Source organism: Burkholderia sp. IO2 (genome assembly GCF_029522185.1).
In the GTDB taxonomy this organism is placed as follows: Bacteria; Pseudomonadota; Gammaproteobacteria; order Burkholderiales; family Burkholderiaceae; genus Burkholderia; species Burkholderia cenocepacia.
Genome location: NZ_JAKWFH010000002.1, coordinates 169,259 through 186,352, shown reverse-complemented (window position 1 = coordinate 186,352; position 17,094 = coordinate 169,259). Strand labels below are relative to the sequence as shown.

Here is a 17,094-nt window from a genome sequence, read left to right as displayed (position 1 = left end):
GCGGGAAGTCGTTTTACCAGGGCCACGGAACGGAGGTTCCGCTGCCGTTGTCGAGCGCGTGTCGATACAGGAAGCGCGCGACGGTCAGATCCTGCAGCGCGAGCCCCGTCATGTCGAAGACGGTGATCTCGTGCGCGGAACGCTCGACCGATGCCGCACCCGCGAGGATGTCACCGATTTCCGTGCGCGGCAAATCCGGCGCCCACTGGCACTCGCCGATGCCGCGCGCCTGATCGTGATCGTCCACGACGATGCGCGCGCGTTCCAGCACGCCAGGCGGTAGTTCGCGCTTGCCCGCGGTATCGGCGCCCACGCAGGTCAGGTGGGTGCCCGGCCGAACCGCATCCGCGTCGAACAACGGCCCGCCGCCGGGCGTGGCCGTGATCACCACGTCGCTGTGGGCGACCGCATCGTTCCGGTCGCGCGCCACGCCGATCGTGCATCGTTCGACGAAGTGCGATTCGAACGCCGGGTCCGGCTCGCCGCCGACGTTCACGTATTGCACCGTGCACCGCTGCGGCAGCAGCCGGAGCGCGTAGTCGAGCTGCACGCGCGCCTGCACGCCCGTGCCGAACACGCAGATCCGCGTGCTGTCGCGGCGTGCGAGCTGTTGCAGCCCGAGGCCGCCCGCGGCGCCGGTCCGCGCGGTGGTGATCGCGTTGCCGTCCATGATGCACAGCGGGCGGCCCGTCGCCGGATCGAACAACGCGACGGTCGCCTGATGCGGCTCGCCGCCGCGTGTACGGTTGCCGGGCCAGAACCCGGCCGCCTTGAAACCGAGCAGATCCTGGCCGGCGACGTCGCCCGACTTGATGCCGAACACGCCGCCGGTATGCAGCTTCTCGCGCACCACCGGGAATACGCGTCCGGCCCTTTGACTGTGCAGCACGAAGGCTTCGCGCACGGCCGCCATCACTTGCCCGGCTTGCAGGGCGGGCTCGACGGCATCGCGGTCGAGGAGAAGGAGGCGGGCGTCGGTCGGCATGGTCGGGGGTGCCTGTCCGGCACGAGACGAATCGAGGGTGTTTAAAGTTTGTCCAGAACTGGATAAATAGTCAATGCGCGGATGGCGCGGCATGGGCGCCGGACTTCGCTCACCACCCGTAGAAGCGTGGCCACGTCTGCGCGGCGTCGTCGTCGCCGATCGCGTGGTAGTCGGGATGTTGCGCGCCGGTCGCGCACGCGTGATTCGGCAGGATGCGCAGGCGCGTGCCGATCGGAAACCGCCGCGCGATGTCCGTATCCGGCGTGCCCGCGCGCGACACGATCCCGTGTTCCTGGTTGGCGGCGCTCATCAGGTAGTCGTCGAGCACTTCGCCGGCTTCGGTGCAGATTTGCCCGTAGCCGAAGTCGCGTGCCTGGCGCTGCGTGCCGCGGTCGCGGCTCATCGCCATCCAGCCCGCGTCGACGATCGCCCAGCCTTTCTTTTCCTGATGACCGATGACCGTGGTCAGCACCGACAGCGCGATGTCGGACTGTTCGCACACGCCGATGTTGTGCATCACGAGGTCGAACATCACGTACACGCCGGCGCGCACTTCGGTCACGCCGTCGAGCCGCTCCGCCGCCAGCGCGGTGGGCGTCGAGCCGATGCTCACGACCGGGCACGGCAACCCGGCGGCCCGCAGGCGCTCCGCGGCCCGCACGGTGCGGCTGCGCTCCTGTTCGGCAATCGCGGCCAGCGCGTCGGGCGTGTCGTATTCATAGCTGGAGCCCGCATGAGCGAGCACGCCGCCGAGCAGCATGCCGCCGCCGGTCAGCGCGCGGCCGACGTCGATCAGCAGGTCGGCTTCGGGCGGGATGCCCGAGCGGTGGCCGTCGACGTCGACTTCGATCCATACGTCGAACCGTTCGCCGTGCTCGCGCCCGAAGGCGGCGATCGCCTGCGCGGCCGGCAGGCTGTCGGCGACGATCTTCAGGTCGCAGCCCTGCCGGCGCAGCGCGAGCGCCTGCGCGAGTTTGGCGGGCACCATGCCGACCGCATAGACGATGTCGCGGATGCCGTGCGCGAAGAACTGCTCGGCTTCCCTGAGCGTCGACACCGTGATGCCTTGCGCGCCCGCCGCGATCTGCGCGTCGACGACGTGCCGGCATTTGGTGGTCTTGACGTGCGGCCGGAACCGGACGCCGAGTGCGTCCAGATGCGTTTGCATGCGCGCGATGTTGCGCTGCATGCGGCCGACGTCGATCAGGGCGGCCGGGGTATTGAGCGTATGAAGGTTCACGAGGTGTCCGATGGCGTGGTTGCCGATGCGGACACTGTAGGGCGGTTGGGCCGCCTCGTGTTTAATGCGCGGCTAATCTTCCATTAAGCCGCATTTAACACTCATGCCTTGCCGCGCCACGGCGGCGGATCGAGAAACCGCCGCGCGGCGTCGAGAAACACCCGCTGCCGCGCGGAGCGGCCGGTACGCGACGGCAACAGCGCCGTCACCGGCGCGGCCGGCAGGTTCCAGCCGGGCAGCAGCCGCACGAGCTTGCCGTTCGCCAGCAGCGGCGCGACGTCCCACTCGGAGCGCTCGACGATCCCGAGCCCGGCGAGCGCCCATTCGGTGATGACGGTGCCGTCGTTGGACGACAGCGCGCCGCTGACGCGGATGACGGTAGCCCGCCGCGATTCGCCGTCGACGCCGCTGCCGGGCGAGAAGCGCCAGCGCGGGATGTCTTCGTCGTTCTCGCGCAGGCACAGGCAGTCGTAGCGCGTCAGCTCGGACGGATGCTTCAGATCCTTGAGGCGGCGCGCGTACGCGGGGCTCGCGCACAGGAAGCGCTCGTTGGGGGCGAGCGGATAGCCGATCCACGACGACGACTTGAGGCTGCCGACATGGACGACCACGTCGGCCCCCGCCGCGCTCGTCAACGGGCTTTCCGACAGATGGAGCGAGATGTCGAGTTTCGGATGCGCGCGCTGCAGGTCGCGCACGATCCGTGCGACGTATTTGCGGCCGAAGCCGAGCGGGGCGACGACGCGCAGCGTGCCCTGCACGTCGCCGTGGTCGCCCGCGAGGCTGCCCGGCAGCGCTTCCACGCGCTCGAGAATGCCGACGGCTTCCTGGTACAGCCGCTGCCCTTCGTCGGTCAGCGCGATCCCTTTCGGCTGCCGCACGGCGAGCCTTGCGTTCAGCCGTGCCTCCATCCGCTGCAGGCGAATCGTGACCGCGGGCGGCGTGAGGTCGAGCAGCCGGGCGGCAGCGGCCAGGGAGCGCGACGTGCCGATCGCGCGGACGAGTCGAAGGTCGTCGAGGTCGAGCATTTCATGGTTCTTAATGCCGGTGATGTCGAGCATTAAACCGCACATCGTGCGGCGAAGCCATCGACGCGGCGTCGAGGGGCGGCGACAAGCTCGACCGGAACGCGCCTGTCACATTCGCCCGATACATTGAATTTTTCGATGCCATCCGGCATTCGGCACGTATTTCCCGATCGATTCGACCGCCCGTCATGACACTGACCCAGCTTCGCAGCTTCATTGCCGTCGTCCAGCACGGCGGTTTCACCGCGGCCGCCCGCGCGCTGTCCACCAGCCAGACGACGATCACGTCGCAGATCCAGACCCTCGAACACGAACACGGCGTCGAGCTGTTCCACCGCCGCGGCCGGCGCGTCGAGCTGTCGGCGGTCGGGCTCGAATTCCTGCCGATCGCGCGCCGCATCTGCAGCGACGAGAGCGATGCCGCCGCGCTGCTGCGCGACAGCGGCGCATTGCAGCGCGGCTCGCTGAAGATCGGCGCGGTCGGCCCGTTTCACGTCACCGAGATGATCGACGCGTATCACAAGCTGCATCCGCACATGCACCTGTCGGTCGCGCTCGGCAATTCGGAAACCGTCTTGCGCGATCTCGACGAGTACGTGTGCGACGTCGGCGTGGTGGCCCGCGCGTTCGAGGACGCGCGCTACTTCACGCAGCGCTATGCGAGCTTTCCGGTGATCGCGTTCGTGCGCTCGACGCACCGCTTCGCGACGCGCGACGCGATCACGCTGCACGAACTGGCCGGCGAGCCGCTGCTGATGCGCGAACCGGGCTCGACGACGCGCCGCGCGCTCGAAGACGCGATGGCGGCGGCCGGCCTGACGCCGCGCATCGCGATGGACATCGGCAGCCGCGAGGCGTTGCGCGAGGCCGTCACGCGCGGGCTCGGCGTCGGCACGGTATCGAAGGCCGAATACGTGCCCGACGAGCGGCTGCGGCCGCTGCGCATCGACGGCGACCCGGTCGAAACCCATATCCACGTGTGTTGCCTGAGCGAACGGCGCGGCAGCCGGCTGGTCGCGTCGTTTTTCGATGCGGTCGCGCGGTGCCGGCCGCTCGACGCGTGACCGCGGGCAACGACGCACCGGCATGCGGCGGCGATCGATCGAAAAATTCGGTCGATCCATAGCCGATGACCGGGATTTTCGATCATGAACGCGTCATCGCGGATGTCTAACCTGATGCTCGTCCCCATTCCATTCAGGTGCGAGCATGTATTGCGCGGAAGATCGGTTTTTCGTATTGGTTCGTCATGCAGAATATCGGGTCGTGAACGGACAAGTGTGCGATACGCGGCGTCGCGCGGGAGCGGCGGCATGAGCGACTGGCACTTCCACAATCCCGTGCGGATCCGCTTCGGCGTCGACGCGCTCACGGATTTGAGCGATGCGCTCGGCGGACGCAGCTATGCGATCGTCACGTATCCCGATGCCGTGTTCGCGCGGCTGGCCGACCGTGTCGAAGCGCAGCTCGGGCCGGCGCTCGCGCGGATCGACTGCGTCGAGGCGAACCCGTCGGTGCCGATGCTGCGACGCGCGTGCGAGCGGCTCGCCGCGCTGTCCGCCAAACCGGACGTGCTGATCGCGCTCGGCGGCGGCTCGGTGATCGATTCGGCGAAAGTGCTCGCCGCCGAACACGGCGATTTCGATCGCGTGCTGCGCATCCTGTCCGGCGCCGCGGGCACGACGGGCGACGCACCGGTGCGGCCTGCGCTGCCGATCGTCGCGATCCCGACCACGGCCGGCACCGGCAGCGAAGTGACGCGGTGGGCGACCGTCTGGGATCCGCACAACGCGCGCAAGCTGTCGCTGTCGCGGCCCGATCTCTTTCCGGAAACGGTGATCGTCGATCCGCGCCTGATGGTCGGCCTGCCGATGCAGCCGACGCTCGCCAGCGGTCTCGACGCGTTGTCGCACGCGCTCGAAAGCATCTGGAACGTCCATGCGAACCCCGTCACGCGCGGCCTTGCCGTGCAGGCGGCACGCGAACTGATGCACGGCCTCGGGCGCGTGAATGCGCACCCCGACGATCTCGACGCGCGCAGCGACATGGCGCTCGGCGCGCTGCGCGCGGGGCTCGCGTTCTCGAATACGCACACCGCGCTCGCGCACAGCATTTCCTATGCGATCACGCTGACGCGCGGCGTCGCGCACGGCATCGCGTGCTCGTTCTGCCTGCCGGCCGTGATGCAGGCGGCGCTCGGCGTCGACGCCGCGTGCGACGCCGCGCTGCGCGAGATCTTCGGCGATACGGCGTCCGCCCCCGCGCAGCTCGTCGCATTGCTCGACGCGCTCGGCGTCGCGAGCCACCCGGCCGCGTACGGGATCGACGCGCCCGAATGGGCGCGCATCGTGGATCACGCATTCGACGGCGCACGTGGGCGCAACTTCATCGGCACCCGCGCGCGCTTCCCGCATTTCGACTTCAGCCCGGAGCAGCCCGAGCGGGCGCTTCACTGACGAGGAGCCCTCATCATGCAACCGTCTCATCCGATCGAAACGGACGCGCTCACGCGTCTCGACAACCTGCCGTGGACCCGCTTCCACACGCTGATGCTGGTCGCGCTCGGCGTCGGCTGGGCGCTCGATTCGTTCGAAACCAACATCATCGGCAGCGTGTTCGGCGTGCTGAAGTCGCACTGGCACCTGAGCGCCGCGCAGGGCTCGCTCGCGGTCAGCATCTGGGTGTTCGGGATGCTGGTGGGCGCGATCGCGTTCGGCTATCTCGCCGACCGCTATGGCCGCAAGCGCCTGTTCCTCGCGACGCTGCTCTGGTACGCGTGCTTCAGCGTCGCGACCGTGCTGTCGTGGAACTACGAATCGTTCCTGTTCTTCCGCGCGATGACGGCGCTGGCCGTCGGCGGCGAATATTCGGCGGTGACCGCGACGATGGGCGAATTCATTCCGACGCGCCATCGCGGCCGGACCGACGCGCTGATCCTGTCGGGTTTTCCGGTCGGCGCGCTGCTGTCGGCGGCCGTGTCGTATCTGGTGCTGAACCAGTTGCCGCCCGAGTGGGCATGGCGCGTGGGCTTCGGCCTCGGCACGACGATGGCGCTGGTGTTCTTCTGGATCCGCCGCGTGATTCCGGAATCGCCGCGCTGGCTGATCCAGCAGGGGCGCGTGGCGGAAGCCGAAGCGATCGTCGAGCAGATCGTCGCGAGCGTGGCGCGCGCGCCGCGCGCGCAGGCCGACCGCGCGCAATTGACGAAGCGCTACACGCCGACCCGCTTCGCGCACCAGGCGCCCGCGTTCTGGCGCAACGTCGGCGAACTGTTCGGCGCGTATCGCGCGCGCTGCGCGCTGGCCGGCGCGCTGAACTTCTCGCAGGCGGCCGTCGTGTACGGCGTGCTGTCGCTGATGGCGCTCGTGCTGCTGCCGTACCTGAAGGTGGCGTCGACGGACATGCCGATCTACTACATGATCGGCAACGCCGCGGCGCTAGCGGGCGGCATCGTCGCGGCGTTCCTGGTCGAGGCCTGGGGGCGGCGCGCGTCGTTGTTCGCAAGCTATACGTTCACCGTCGCGGCGATCGTCTTCATCTATGCGATGCATGCATTGCCCGGCATGGTGTTCGGCTACTGCCTGATCCAGTTCGGCGTCACGTGGGCGTACATCTCGGGCTATGTGGTGTCGTCCGAAATCCTGCCGACGCGGATTCGCGCGACGGGGCTCGGCGTGTCGGTCGCGATCGGCCGGCTCGGCGCGGTGATCGCGCCGCTGATGCTGACGAATGTTTACGCAATGTCGGGCTCGCCGTCGGCCGCGCTGGTCGTGCTGCTGGTGCTTGCGCTGCCGGGGCCGCTCGCGGCCGGCCTGTGGTGGCTCAACGGGCGCGAGACGCGGCGGATTTCGCTGGAAGCGTGCAGCGCCGAGGGGGACGCGCAGCCGGCGGTGGACGCCGCGCCGCGCGCGGCGTGACGCCCGGCTGCCCATCCACCTACGCGTCCAGCCCGAAAACCAGCGACCGGTGCGCGCCCACGCCGGCCGCCACACCCGATGCCGACGCGAACGTCGCGTTGGTCATCAGGCTCGACGCGTCGCCGGCCGCATATACGCCGGCGACGCTCGTCCGCTTCCACGTGTCGACGCGAATCGCGGTGCCGAGCGGCCCGTCGTCGAACGCGCAGCCGAGCTGCTGCGCAAGGTCGCTCGCCATGTCGGTGCGCGCGCCGATGAACAGTGCGTCGATCGACACGAGCTGACCGTCGGCGAGCCGCAGCGCGTCGATACGCGGCGCATCGCCGAGGATCTCGACGACCGGCGAGCGCTCGATGCGCACGCCGCGCGCGGCGAGCAACGCGGCTTCTTCGTCGTTCGGTTCGACCACGCCCTGCGTGAACCACGTCGTCGGGCCCCAGTCCGGAATCAGGATCGCCTGATGGACCGACAGCGGATGCGTGGCGAGCACGCCGAGCCGCTGGCCGCTGACCTCGTACCCGTGGCAGTACGGGCAATGCAGCACGCTGATGCCCCAGCGTTCGGCCAGCCCCGGCAGCGCGGGCAACGCGTCGCGGATGCCGGTCGCGAGAATCAGCCGGTCGGCGCTCGCGCGGCTGCCGTCGGCCAGCGTCACGTGAAAGCGCCCGTCCGCGTCGCGCTCGGCGGTGCGTGCCTCGCCGTCGATGCGCTGCACGGTCGGATACGCGGCGAGCTGCGCACGCGCTTCGGCGACGATCTGCGCGGGCGGCTTGCCGTCCTGGCCGAAGAAGCCGTGCGCGTGTTCGGCAAAGCGGTTGCGCGGCCGACCGGCGTCGATCACGAGCACGCGGCGGCGTGCCCGCGCCAGTTGCATCGCGGCCGACAGCCCGGCGAAGCTGCCGCCGATCACGATCACTTCATGATGGGAATGCATGCATCAACTCCTTTCTGGACCTGCGTGAATGATCCACGTGCTCCGCTGGCGGCCAACTCATGAAACACGAGAAGTTGCATGATAGGGCGATGGTATCATTCATGCAACTTCAAAAGTTTCGAGAGAAGGGGAGCCTCGCCCGTGAGAACCGACAGCCGTTTGTCGCGCATGCTGCATGCGCTGATCCACATGGACCAGGCCGACGGCCCGCTGACGTCGGAGACGATCGCGACGATGCTGTGCACGAACCCGGTCGTCGTGCGGCGCCTGCTCGGCGGGTTGCGCGACTGCGGCTACGTGCAGTCGGAGAAGGGGCACGGCGGCGGCTGGGCGCTGAGCGTCGCGCTCGACGACATCACGCTGCTCGACGTCTATCGCGCGGTGGGCGAGCCGCCGCTGTTTTCCGACCTGGTGCCCGAGGATGCACTCGAATGCCTGGTCGAACAGGCCGTCAACGCGCACCTGTCGGCGACGCTGAAGGAAGCCGAAGCGTCGCTGCTCGCGCGCTTCGGCGAAGTCACGCTCGGCATGCTGTCGCGCGATTTCGAAGCGAAGGCGGCGCGGCTGAGCAAGTCGCGCTGACGCGTCGCAGCATCGCGCTCGATCGCATCTGACGCGCGATCCGGCGCGGCGGAAACCGCCGCGCCGCCATGTTCTGTCCCCCGACTTCTGCCCGGTTCGTCCGCCACAGGGCAAAATACGGGTTTTCCGCACCCGCGAGGGTGCGTTCGAATCACGCGCCGGGCGGCGCCGGTGCGCATGCCGCACGCCGCCGCCGGGCGCCCAGGCAAGAAACGCTCGCCGTGCTGCGAGCCCACAGGAGTCCAGACCCCATGCCCGAATCCAACCTGTCCTTCTTCGGCCGGCTGTCGCTGGCCGTCGGCACGTTCTTCTCCGTGCTCGGCAATCGCGAGTTCGCGGCCGAAGTGCTGCGCGTGCGCGATGGCGCGCCGGCCCCGGTCGCGCCGGCCCCGACCCCCGCGCCGGCTGCCGCGCCGGTCGCCCCCGCGCCGGTGAAGGCGCCGGCGCCCGAGCTGCGCGAAGCGAGCCCGCAGGCCGCCCTGCAACTGCTCGGCCTGCTGCAACGCGATGCGCGCTTCATCGATTTCGTCGAGGAAGACATCGCCGGCTATGCGGACGCCGACATCGGCGCCGCCGCGCGCCTCGTGCACGACGGCTGCCGCGCCGCGCTGCGCGAACACTTCACGATCGTGCCGGTGCGCGACGAAGCCGAAGGCAGCCGCGTGACGCTGCCGGCCGGCTTCGACGCGACCGCCGTGCGCGTGACGGGCAACGTGGTCGGCTCCGCGCCGTTTACCGGCACCGTCAGCCATCGCGGCTGGCGCGTGTCCGACGTGCGCCTGCCGAAGCTGACGGGCAGCCACGACGCATCGGTGATCGCACCGGCGGAGGTGGAACTGTGAGCGATCCGCGCTATTCGATCGGTATCGACCTCGGGACGACCCATTGCGCGCTGTCGTACGTCGACAGCAGCACGAGCGATGGCGAAAAGATCGTGCAGCAGGTGCTGCCGATCGCGCAGCTCACCGCGCCCGGCGCGCTGGAATCGCGCGACCTGCTGCCGTCGTTCCTCTACCTGCCGCATGAAAGCGAGCTGACCCAGGGCGACCTGACGCTGCCGTGGACCGATTCGCGCGGCTTCGCGGTCGGCGAGATGGCGCGCACGCGCGGCGCCGGCACGCCGATCCGCCTCGTGTCGAGCGCGAAGAGCTGGCTGTGCCATCCGGGCGTCGACCGCCGCGCGGCGATCCTGCCGAGCGATGCACCGCCGGAAGTGGCCCGTGTGTCGCCGCTGGAAAGCTCGATCCGCTACCTGACGCACCTGCGCGAAGCGTGGGACCACGCGCATCCCGACGCGCCGTTCGCCGACCAGGACGTGACGGTCACGATCCCCGCGTCGTTCGATCCGGCCGCGCGCGAACTGACGGCGGAAGCCGCGCGTGCCGCCGGTTATTCGCGGATGACGCTGCTGGAAGAGCCGCAAGCGGCGCTGTACAGCTGGATCCAGAAGAGCGAGGGCGGCTGGCGCAAGCAGGTGCAGGTCGGCGACCTGATCCTGTGCGTCGACGTCGGCGGCGGCACGACCGACCTGTCGCTGATCGCGGTGGTCGAGCGCGACGGCAATCTCGAACTGCATCGCGTGGCCGTCGGCGAGCACATCCTGCTCGGCGGCGACAACATGGACCTCGCCCTCGCGCACGTGGTCGCACGCAAGCTCGCGCAGCAGGGCACGCAGGCCGATCCGTGGCAACTGCGCGCGCTGACCTACGCGTGCCGCTCGGCCAAGGAAACGCTGCTGTCCGACCCGACCACCGATGCGGTGCCGCTCGTCGTGCCGAGCCGCGGCTCGAAGCTGATCGGCGGCTCGATCCGCACGGAACTGACGCGCGCGGAACTCACGCAGACGATCCTCGAAGGCTTCTTCCCGCAAGTCGATGCCGCCGCGCGGCCGGTGAGCCGCGCGCGTGTCGGCCTGACGCAGCTCGGCCTGCCGTATGCGCAGGACGCCGGCATCACGCGCCATCTCGCGGCGTTCCTCGGCCGCCAGGTCGCGGCGCTCGACACGCTCGAAGGCGTGCAGCGCACGCTGCCGCAGGGCGCGACGTTTCTGCATCCGACCGCCGTGCTGTTCAACGGCGGCGTGTTCAAGTCGACGCTGCTCACGCAGCGCGTGCTCGACACGCTCAACGGCTGGCTGGCCGCCGAAGGCGCGCCGCCCGCGCGCCTGCTCGAAGGCGCCGATCTCGATCTCGCGGTCGCGCGCGGCGCGGCGTACTACGGCTACGTGAAGCGCGGCCGTGGCGTGCGCATTCGCGGCGGCACGGCGCGTGCGTACTACGTCGCGATCGAATCGGCGATGCCCGCGGTGCCGGGGCTCGAGCCGCCGGTGCAGGCGCTGTGCGTCGCGCCGTTCGGGATGGAGGAAGGCTCGGACGCGGCGCTGCCGCCGCAGGAGTTCGGCCTCGTCGTCGGCGAACCGGTGCAGTTCCGCTTCTTCGGCTCGTCGGTGCGCCGCCAGGATCAGGTCGGCACGCTGCTCGACTACTGGTCGCCGGAAGAGCTGCAGGAGCTGGAGGAAATCCAGGCGACGCTGCCCGCCGAAGGGCGCACCGTCGGCGAAGTCGTGCCGGTGAAGCTGCACGCGCGCGTGACCGAAGCCGGCACGCTCGAACTCGAGGCGATCCCGAGCGGCACGAACGAGCGCTGGAAGGTCGAGTTCGACGTGCGCGGCGCCGCCTGAGCGCGATGAAGCGTTATACGGTCGGCATCGACCTCGGCACGAGCAATACGGTCGTCGCGTACGTCGAGGCCGGTTCCGACGCGATCCGCGTGTTCGACGTCGAGCAACTCGTCGGGCCCGGCGCGGTGGCCGCGCAGCCGCTGCTGCCGTCGGTGCGTTATCACCCGGCGGCGGGCGAGCTGCCGCCGGACGCGCTGCGGCTGCCGTGGGCGGCCGAGCCGAAGGCCGACACGAAGGCGGGCGCGGTCGGCGCGCCGCCGGCCGTGATCGGCCGCTACGCGCGCACGCTGGGCGCGCAGGTGCCGGGCCGGCTCGTGTCGAGCGCGAAGAGCTGGCTGTCGCACGCGTCGGTCGATCGGCTCGCGGCGATCCTGCCGTGGGGCGCGGCCGACGGCGTCGACAAGGTGTCGCCGGTCGAGGCGAGCGCGAGCTATCTCGCGCATGTGCGCGACGCGTGGGACGCGCATTTTCCCGACGCGCCGCTCGCGCGGCAGGACGTGATCCTGACGGTGCCCGCGTCGTTCGACGACGGCGCGCGCGCGTTGACCGTCGAGGCCGCACGGCGCGCGAAGCTGCCGGCGCTGCGGTTGCTGGAAGAGCCGCAAGCCGCGTTCTACGACTGGCTGTACGGCCAGCGCGACACGTTGCGCGAGACGTTCGCCGCGGCGCGGCGCGTGCTGATCTGCGACGTCGGCGGCGGCACGACCGACCTCACGCTCGTCGACGTCGCGCCGGGCGACGATGGCGAGCCGACCTTCACGCGCGTCGGCGTCGGCAACCACCTGATGCTCGGCGGCGACAACATGGACCTCGCGCTCGCGCGCCTGGTCGAGTCACGGCTGACCGAGCCCGGTACGCGGCTGTCGGCCGCGAGCCTGTCGCAGCTCGTCGAGCGCTGCCGCGCGGCGAAGGAGCGGCTGCTCGGCGACGACGCGCCGGCGTCCGCCACCGTCACGCTGCTCGGCGCGGGCAGCAAGCTCGTCGGCGGCGCGCGCTCGGCCGAGCTGACGCGGCAGGAAGTCGAGCAGATCGTCGTCGACGGGTTCTTTCCGCAGGTCGAGGCCGGCGAACTGCCGCGCCGGGCGCGCGCGGCGATCGTCGAATTCGGCTTGCCGTATGCGAGCGACGCGGCCGTCACGCGCCACGTCGCCGCGTTCCTGAATCGTCATGCGGAAGGCCCGCTGCCGGACACGCTATTGCTCAACGGCGGCGTGTTCCGCGCGGGCGCGCTCGCCGGCCGGCTTGCGCAGACGCTCGGTGCGTGGCGCGGCGCGCCGCTCGACGTGCTGCACAACGCGCATCCCGACGTGGCCGTCGCGCGTGGCGCGGTGGCCTACGGGCTCGCGCGTGCCGGCCATGCGCCGCGCATCGGCGGCGGCTCCGCGCGCAGCTATTTCCTCGTGCTCGACGACGGTGCGGACGATTCCGTCGCACGCGGCGTCTGCCTGCTGCCGCGCGGCGCGGAAGAGGGACGCGAGATCCGGCTCGACGATCGCACGTTCGCGCTGCAGCTCGGGCAGCCGGTGCGGTTCCACCTCGTATCGACGGTGGCCGACACGAAGTACCGGCCCGGCGATCTCGTCGATCTCGACGGCGGCGATTTCGTGCGGCTGCCGCCGATCGCGACGGTCGTCGACGCGAAGGCGGGTGGCGACGCGCGCGAAACGCCGGTGAAGCTCACCGCGTCGCTGACCGAGGTCGGCACGCTCGAAATGCATTGCATCGCGACCGACGACGCGGCGCGCCGCTGGCGGCTCGAATTCCAGTTGCGCGGCGATGCGCCGGGGCACGGCGACGATGCGGCGTCCGCGCGGCATCCGCGGCTCGACCAGGCGATCGAGCTGATCGAGCGCTCGTTCGGCAGCAAGGCCGCGGGCGTGACGCCGAAGGACACGCGCCGGTTGCGCGCGCAACTCGAGCAGGTGCTCGGCGCCCGCGAAGACTGGGACGTCGCGCTCGCGCGCGAACTGTTCGACGCATTGCTCGCACGGGCGCGGCGGCGCCGTCGCTCGGCCGATCACGAGCGCGCGTGGCTGAATCTCGCCGGCTATTGCCTGCGTCCGGGATTCGGTCATCCGCTCGACGCGTGGCGCATCGAGCAACTGTGGCCGCTGTTCGACGACGGCATTCAATACGTGACCGATGCGCAGGTGTGGTCCGAGTGGTGGACGCTGTGGCGGCGCGTGGCCGGCGGCCTCGACGACGATGCGCAGACGCAGGTGCGCGACGCGATCGCGTTCCTCGAACCGTCCGACGACAAGCGGCGCAAGCTGCCGTTCGATCCGGCCAAGGTCGGGCCGGCCGACATGACGCGGTTGTCCGCGTCGCTCGAACGGTTGCCCGTCGAGCGCAAGGTCGAGCTCGCCGAGCGCCTGATCGTGCAGCTGCAGAAGCCGGCCGAACGCGCGTTGTGTGCATGGGCGCTCGGGCGGATCGGTGCGCGGCGGCCGTTCTATGGCAGCGCGCACAGTGTCGTGCCGGCGGAAATCGTTGGCGGCTGGCTCGATGCGCTGTTCGCGCTCGACTGGAAGCAGGTCGAGCCGGCCGCGTTCGCGGCCGCGCAGATCGCGCGGATGACGGGCGACCGCTCGCGCGATTTGCCGGACGACACGCGCGAGGCCGTCATCAAGCGCCTGTCGGCCGCGAATGCATCGGCGGCGTGGATCGACATGGTCCGTGAAGCGATCGCGTTCGACGAAGCCGATACGGCGCGCGTATTCGGCGAAACGCTGCCGGCGGGGCTGAAGTTGCTGGCCGATTGAAAGTACGACCGGATGCTTCGATCTCGTTCGCAGATCGAAGCATCCGGTCGCGTCAACGGTAGCGCGACGTCAGAACCCGCTACAGTCAGGCGTGCGACACCGCTTCGCGCTCCCGTCCCATCGATTCGATTGCCGCGCCGTCGCGTGCCGCCATCGAGCGCCGCGCGAGATGTATCCCCGCGAGCATGCAGCGCACCGACCCGCCGGCCAGCTCGATCGTCGGCACGTCGAGCGGCAGCAACCGCGCGGAGCGTTCGATCACCGCGCGCTGGTCGTGCGTGAGACAGTCGAACGCACGCCGCGACAGCGCGAGCACGCGCCCATCCTTTCCCGACAATTCCAGCGTATTGCCCGCGAAATTCGCGATCTGCGCGTGGTCGAGCGCGATCACAGCACGCCCCGTTTCGGTCAGGCGTTGCGCGATCTCGCCACGGCGGCGGCTGTCGGCGATCAGGTCGAGGCCGACCATCGCGAACTCGGTCGCGACGCTCATCATCACGTTCGTGTGATAGATCGGCTTGCCGTTCGCGTCGGCCGTGTCGAAGCAGATCGGCTCGAAGTTGAAGTGCGTGCAGAAGCGTTCGAGCGCGACCGGATCGGCACGGCGCGAGCGCGCGGTGTACGCGATCCGCGCGACGTGGTCGAGCACCATCGCACCGGTGCCTTCGAGGAACACGTCGTCGTATTCGAGGCCCGAGTAGTCGATCACGTCCTGCACGCGGTACTCGGCCTTCAGCATCTCGATCACGTCCGCCCGCCGCTCGCGGCGACGGTTCGGGCTGTGCATCGGATACAGCGCGACATGGCCGCCCGGATGCGTCGAGAACCAGTTGTTCGGGAACACGGAGTCGGGTGTGTCGCGCTCGCCGTGGTCGTCGAACACGTGCACGCGCACGCCCGCATCGGCGAGCGTGCGCGCGGCGGCCGTGACTTCGTCGCGCGCGGCGGCCGATATCGACGAGGTGTCGCACGCACCGCCTGCGGCCGTGCACTGGAACGCGTTGTCGGCCGCGGTCTGCGGGTTCGGCAGGAAGCGGTGCGGCCGGATCATCACGACGGCGGATGGCGCCTGGATCGATACGAGATTCATGAAGGGCGGGAGCGGAGGGAGGAAAACGGGCGGCGCAGGGGCCGCCCCCAGCTGACGGTCAGCGCGCGAACGCGGCGACGGCTTCGGTCACGAACGCCGCGTGGCCGTGCGCGATCGCGGCCGGGTCGTCGATCAGCGCGAACAGGTTCTTCGGATCGACGGCCGGCGGAATCAGCGCGATCTCGACGCCCGCGTTGTGCTGCTGCGCGAGCGCGTACAGGTAGCGCAGCGCCGAGTAATCCTCGAGCGCGAAGCCGACCGAGTCGAACACCGTGACTTCGTCCGCGCGCTCGCGGCCAGCCGTTTCGCGCTGCAGCACGCGCCACAGCTCGGTCACGGGGAAGTCGGCCGGCATCTGCTGGATCTCGCCCTCGATGCGCGACTGCGGCTCGAATTCGACGAACACGCGGCCCGCGTGCAGCACGCCCGCCTCGAGTTCGGTCTTGCCCGGGCAATCGCCGCCGACGGCGTTCAGATGCATGCCGGGCTCGATCATGTCGGCCGTGACGATCGTCGCGTATGCCTTGTCGGCGGTGACGGTCGTCACGATGTCGGCGCCGCGCACGGCGTCGGCGGTCGAGGCCGCGCGCACGACCCGCAATTTCGGGTACGCGGCGAGATTTCGCACGAGCTTGTCGGTTGCGCGCGGATCGACGTCGAACACGCGGATTTCGTCGATGCCGAGCAGCGTGTGGAACGCGATCGCCTGGAATTCGCTTTGCGCGCCGTTGCCGATCAGCGCCATCGTGCGCGAATCGGGCCGGGCGAGCGCCTGCGCGGCGAGGACCGACGTCGCGGCCGTGCGCAGCGCGGTGGTGAGCGTGAGTTCGGCGAGCAGCAGCGGGTAGCCGGTATCGACTTCGGCGAGCGCGCCGAACGCCATCACCGTGTGCATCCCGCGCGCCGCATTGACGGGATGGCCGTTCACATACTTGAACGCGAACAGCGACGCGTTCGCGACGGGCATCAGCTCGATCACGCCGTCGCGCGAGTGGCACGCGACGCGCGGCGACTTGTCGAAATCGGCCCAGTGCAGGTAGTCGGCGCGCAGCGTGTCGACGAGTTCGCGCAGGAACGTCGTGACGCCGGTCCTGGCGATCAGGCGGGCGGTGGCGGGAACGTCGAGGAAGCGAGTCATCGGTCTGTCTCCATATTCGGTGCCGGTACGGGTGTCCGGGCGTTCTGGTCGACCGGGCGGGGTGTCGGCGCGAATCCGGGCTTGCTGAAAAAGCAGCGGCGCGGCGGGTCGGCCGGTCGATGGAGTCATTATTTCCGTGAGTCGAGCCAACAAAAAGACGGCAAAAGTGGCAGATTTCTCGATAGACTTGGCAAATTGCCAGCCATTTCCGGCACTTTGAACAGTTCACGCTGGCCGGAACGGGCGGCCTCCGGCACGCTGGCGGCCGGTTCACGCTCAACAGGAAAGCCGTTCATGATCACGCTCGACGACGTCGACCGTCAGCTCATCGCGCTGCTGCGCGACAACGCGCGACTGCCCGTCGTCGCGTTGGCGAAAGAATTGCGCGTGGCGCGCGCGACCGTGCAGAACCGCCTCACGCGGCTCGAGAAAAACGGCGTGATCGTCGGCTATACGGTACGGCTCAAGCCGGCCGCCGAACGGCACCGGATTCGCGCGCTGATGTCGATCGCGGTGCAGGGCAATCGCGGCGCGGAGGTGGTGAAGGTGCTGCGCGGGCATCCGAACGTCGCGTCGATCCACAGCACGAACGGGCGCTGGGATCTCGTCGCCGAGCTGCACGCCGATTCGCTCGAACACTTCGATCGCGTGCTCGGCGCGATCCGGCTGATCGACGGAATCGCCAATACCGAGACGAGCATCTTGTTGTCGACGCACAAGGCGTGACGCGGGCGGGGG

14 protein-coding genes are annotated in these 17,094 nt (G+C 69.7%); 8 read left to right on the top strand and 6 right to left on the bottom strand.

Annotated features, from left to right (window positions below; all coding sequences use genetic code 11):
* Positions 1 to 13: 13 nt before the first annotated feature.
* From MMB92_RS02115 to MMB92_RS02105, 3 genes are all read right to left on the bottom strand, one after another.
* A complete protein-coding gene (locus MMB92_RS02115; protein ID WP_058902736.1) occupies positions 14 to 985 on the bottom strand; it encodes an ornithine cyclodeaminase family protein in 972 nt (323 codons plus the stop codon).
* Between the two features lie 109 nt (positions 986 to 1,094).
* Positions 1,095 to 2,225 (bottom strand): DSD1 family PLP-dependent enzyme, encoded by a 1,131-nt coding sequence (locus MMB92_RS02110; protein ID WP_058902737.1) that lies wholly within the window; start codon positions 2,223 to 2,225, stop codon positions 1,095 to 1,097.
* A 101-nt stretch (positions 2,226 to 2,326) separates the two neighbouring features.
* A complete protein-coding gene (locus MMB92_RS02105) occupies positions 2,327 to 3,286 on the bottom strand; it encodes a LysR substrate-binding domain-containing protein (RefSeq protein WP_277562484.1) in 960 nt (319 codons plus the stop codon).
* A gap of 155 nt (positions 3,287 to 3,441) precedes the next feature.
* Between MMB92_RS02105 and MMB92_RS02100 the strand changes: the two genes are divergently transcribed.
* The 3 genes from MMB92_RS02100 to MMB92_RS02090 all read left to right on the top strand — a co-directional run bounded on the left by MMB92_RS02100 (position 3,442) and on the right by MMB92_RS02090 (position 7,170).
* Complete coding sequence (locus MMB92_RS02100; RefSeq protein ID WP_006495682.1) at positions 3,442 to 4,317, top strand: LysR substrate-binding domain-containing protein; 876 nt, start codon at positions 3,442 to 3,444, stop codon at positions 4,315 to 4,317.
* Between the two features lie 249 nt (positions 4,318 to 4,566).
* Positions 4,567 to 5,709: an iron-containing alcohol dehydrogenase PsrA gene (gene psrA / locus MMB92_RS02095; RefSeq protein WP_006495681.1), complete on the top strand. Its 1,143-nt coding sequence runs from the start codon at positions 4,567 to 4,569 to the stop codon at positions 5,707 to 5,709.
* A 15-nt stretch (positions 5,710 to 5,724) separates the two neighbouring features.
* Complete coding sequence (locus tag MMB92_RS02090; protein WP_277562483.1) at positions 5,725 to 7,170, top strand: MFS transporter; 1,446 nt, start codon at positions 5,725 to 5,727, stop codon at positions 7,168 to 7,170.
* A gap of 19 nt (positions 7,171 to 7,189) precedes the next feature.
* Here MMB92_RS02090 and MMB92_RS02085 read toward each other — a convergent pair whose 3' ends face one another.
* Positions 7,190 to 8,104, bottom strand: a complete 915-nt coding sequence (locus MMB92_RS02085; RefSeq protein WP_006495679.1) for an NAD(P)/FAD-dependent oxidoreductase — start codon at positions 8,102 to 8,104, stop codon at positions 7,190 to 7,192.
* A 141-nt stretch (positions 8,105 to 8,245) separates the two neighbouring features.
* Here MMB92_RS02085 and MMB92_RS02080 point away from each other — a divergent pair, with 141 nt between their 5' ends.
* The 4 genes from MMB92_RS02080 (at position 8,246) to MMB92_RS02065 (ending at position 14,128) form a co-directional block, all read left to right on the top strand.
* Complete coding sequence (locus tag MMB92_RS02080; protein ID WP_006488781.1) at positions 8,246 to 8,686, top strand: Rrf2 family transcriptional regulator; 441 nt, start codon at positions 8,246 to 8,248, stop codon at positions 8,684 to 8,686.
* A gap of 251 nt (positions 8,687 to 8,937) precedes the next feature.
* On the top strand, positions 8,938 to 9,528 hold the full coding sequence (locus MMB92_RS02075; RefSeq protein ID WP_034202763.1) for a DUF2760 domain-containing protein: 591 nt from the start codon (positions 8,938 to 8,940) through the stop codon (positions 9,526 to 9,528).
* Positions 9,525 to 11,366, top strand: a complete 1,842-nt coding sequence (locus tag MMB92_RS02070) for an Hsp70 family protein (protein ID WP_069353063.1) — start codon at positions 9,525 to 9,527, stop codon at positions 11,364 to 11,366. The genes MMB92_RS02075 and MMB92_RS02070 overlap by 4 nt, the downstream gene beginning before the upstream one ends.
* A 5-nt stretch (positions 11,367 to 11,371) precedes the next feature.
* Entirely contained in the window at positions 11,372 to 14,128 is a 2,757-nt protein-coding gene (locus MMB92_RS02065) for an Hsp70 family protein (protein ID WP_112750760.1), read from the top strand.
* An 85-nt stretch (positions 14,129 to 14,213) separates the two neighbouring features.
* On the opposite strand, the gene MMB92_RS02060 is transcribed toward MMB92_RS02065, so the two are convergent.
* Together MMB92_RS02060 and MMB92_RS02055 are read right to left on the bottom strand one after the other, a co-directional pair.
* Positions 14,214 to 15,218, bottom strand: a complete 1,005-nt coding sequence (locus tag MMB92_RS02060) for an arginine deiminase-related protein (RefSeq protein ID WP_080331756.1) — start codon at positions 15,216 to 15,218, stop codon at positions 14,214 to 14,216.
* 58 nt (positions 15,219 to 15,276) lie between these two features.
* The gene (locus MMB92_RS02055) at positions 15,277 to 16,356 is read right to left on the bottom strand and encodes an ornithine cyclodeaminase (protein WP_006494134.1); all 1,080 of its coding nucleotides are present in this window, start codon (positions 16,354 to 16,356) and stop codon (positions 15,277 to 15,279) included.
* A 294-nt stretch (positions 16,357 to 16,650) separates the two neighbouring features.
* Here MMB92_RS02055 and MMB92_RS02050 point away from each other — a divergent pair, with 294 nt between their 5' ends.
* Positions 16,651 to 17,082, top strand: coding sequence for an Lrp/AsnC family transcriptional regulator (locus MMB92_RS02050; protein WP_006479718.1), 432 nt, complete (start codon positions 16,651 to 16,653; stop codon positions 17,080 to 17,082).
* The last annotated feature ends 12 nt before the right edge of the window (positions 17,083 to 17,094 follow it).

What these genes read in the sequence shown, in the direction of transcription:
- MMB92_RS02055 (WP_006494134.1), bottom strand. Translation starts at nt 16,356, where the DNA reads ATGACTCGCTTCCTCGACGTTCCCGCCACCGCCCGCCTGATCGCCAGG.
- MMB92_RS02075 (WP_034202763.1), top strand. Translation starts at nt 8,938, where the DNA reads ATGCCCGAATCCAACCTGTCCTTCTTCGGCCGGCTGTCGCTGGCCGTC.
- MMB92_RS02105 (WP_277562484.1), bottom strand. Translation starts at nt 3,286, where the DNA reads ATGCTCGACATCACCGGCATTAAGAACCATGAAATGCTCGACCTCGAC.
- MMB92_RS02060 (WP_080331756.1), bottom strand. Translation starts at nt 15,218, where the DNA reads ATGAATCTCGTATCGATCCAGGCGCCATCCGCCGTCGTGATGATCCGG.
- MMB92_RS02085 (WP_006495679.1), bottom strand. Translation starts at nt 8,104, where the DNA reads ATGCATTCCCATCATGAAGTGATCGTGATCGGCGGCAGCTTCGCCGGG.
- MMB92_RS02090 (WP_277562483.1), top strand. Translation starts at nt 5,725, where the DNA reads ATGCAACCGTCTCATCCGATCGAAACGGACGCGCTCACGCGTCTCGAC.
- MMB92_RS02100 (WP_006495682.1), top strand. Translation starts at nt 3,442, where the DNA reads ATGACACTGACCCAGCTTCGCAGCTTCATTGCCGTCGTCCAGCACGGC.
- MMB92_RS02115 (WP_058902736.1), bottom strand. Translation starts at nt 985, where the DNA reads ATGCCGACCGACGCCCGCCTCCTTCTCCTCGACCGCGATGCCGTCGAG.
- MMB92_RS02050 (WP_006479718.1), top strand. Translation starts at nt 16,651, where the DNA reads ATGATCACGCTCGACGACGTCGACCGTCAGCTCATCGCGCTGCTGCGC.
- psrA (WP_006495681.1), top strand. Translation starts at nt 4,567, where the DNA reads ATGAGCGACTGGCACTTCCACAATCCCGTGCGGATCCGCTTCGGCGTC.
- MMB92_RS02065 (WP_112750760.1), top strand. Translation starts at nt 11,372, where the DNA reads ATGAAGCGTTATACGGTCGGCATCGACCTCGGCACGAGCAATACGGTC.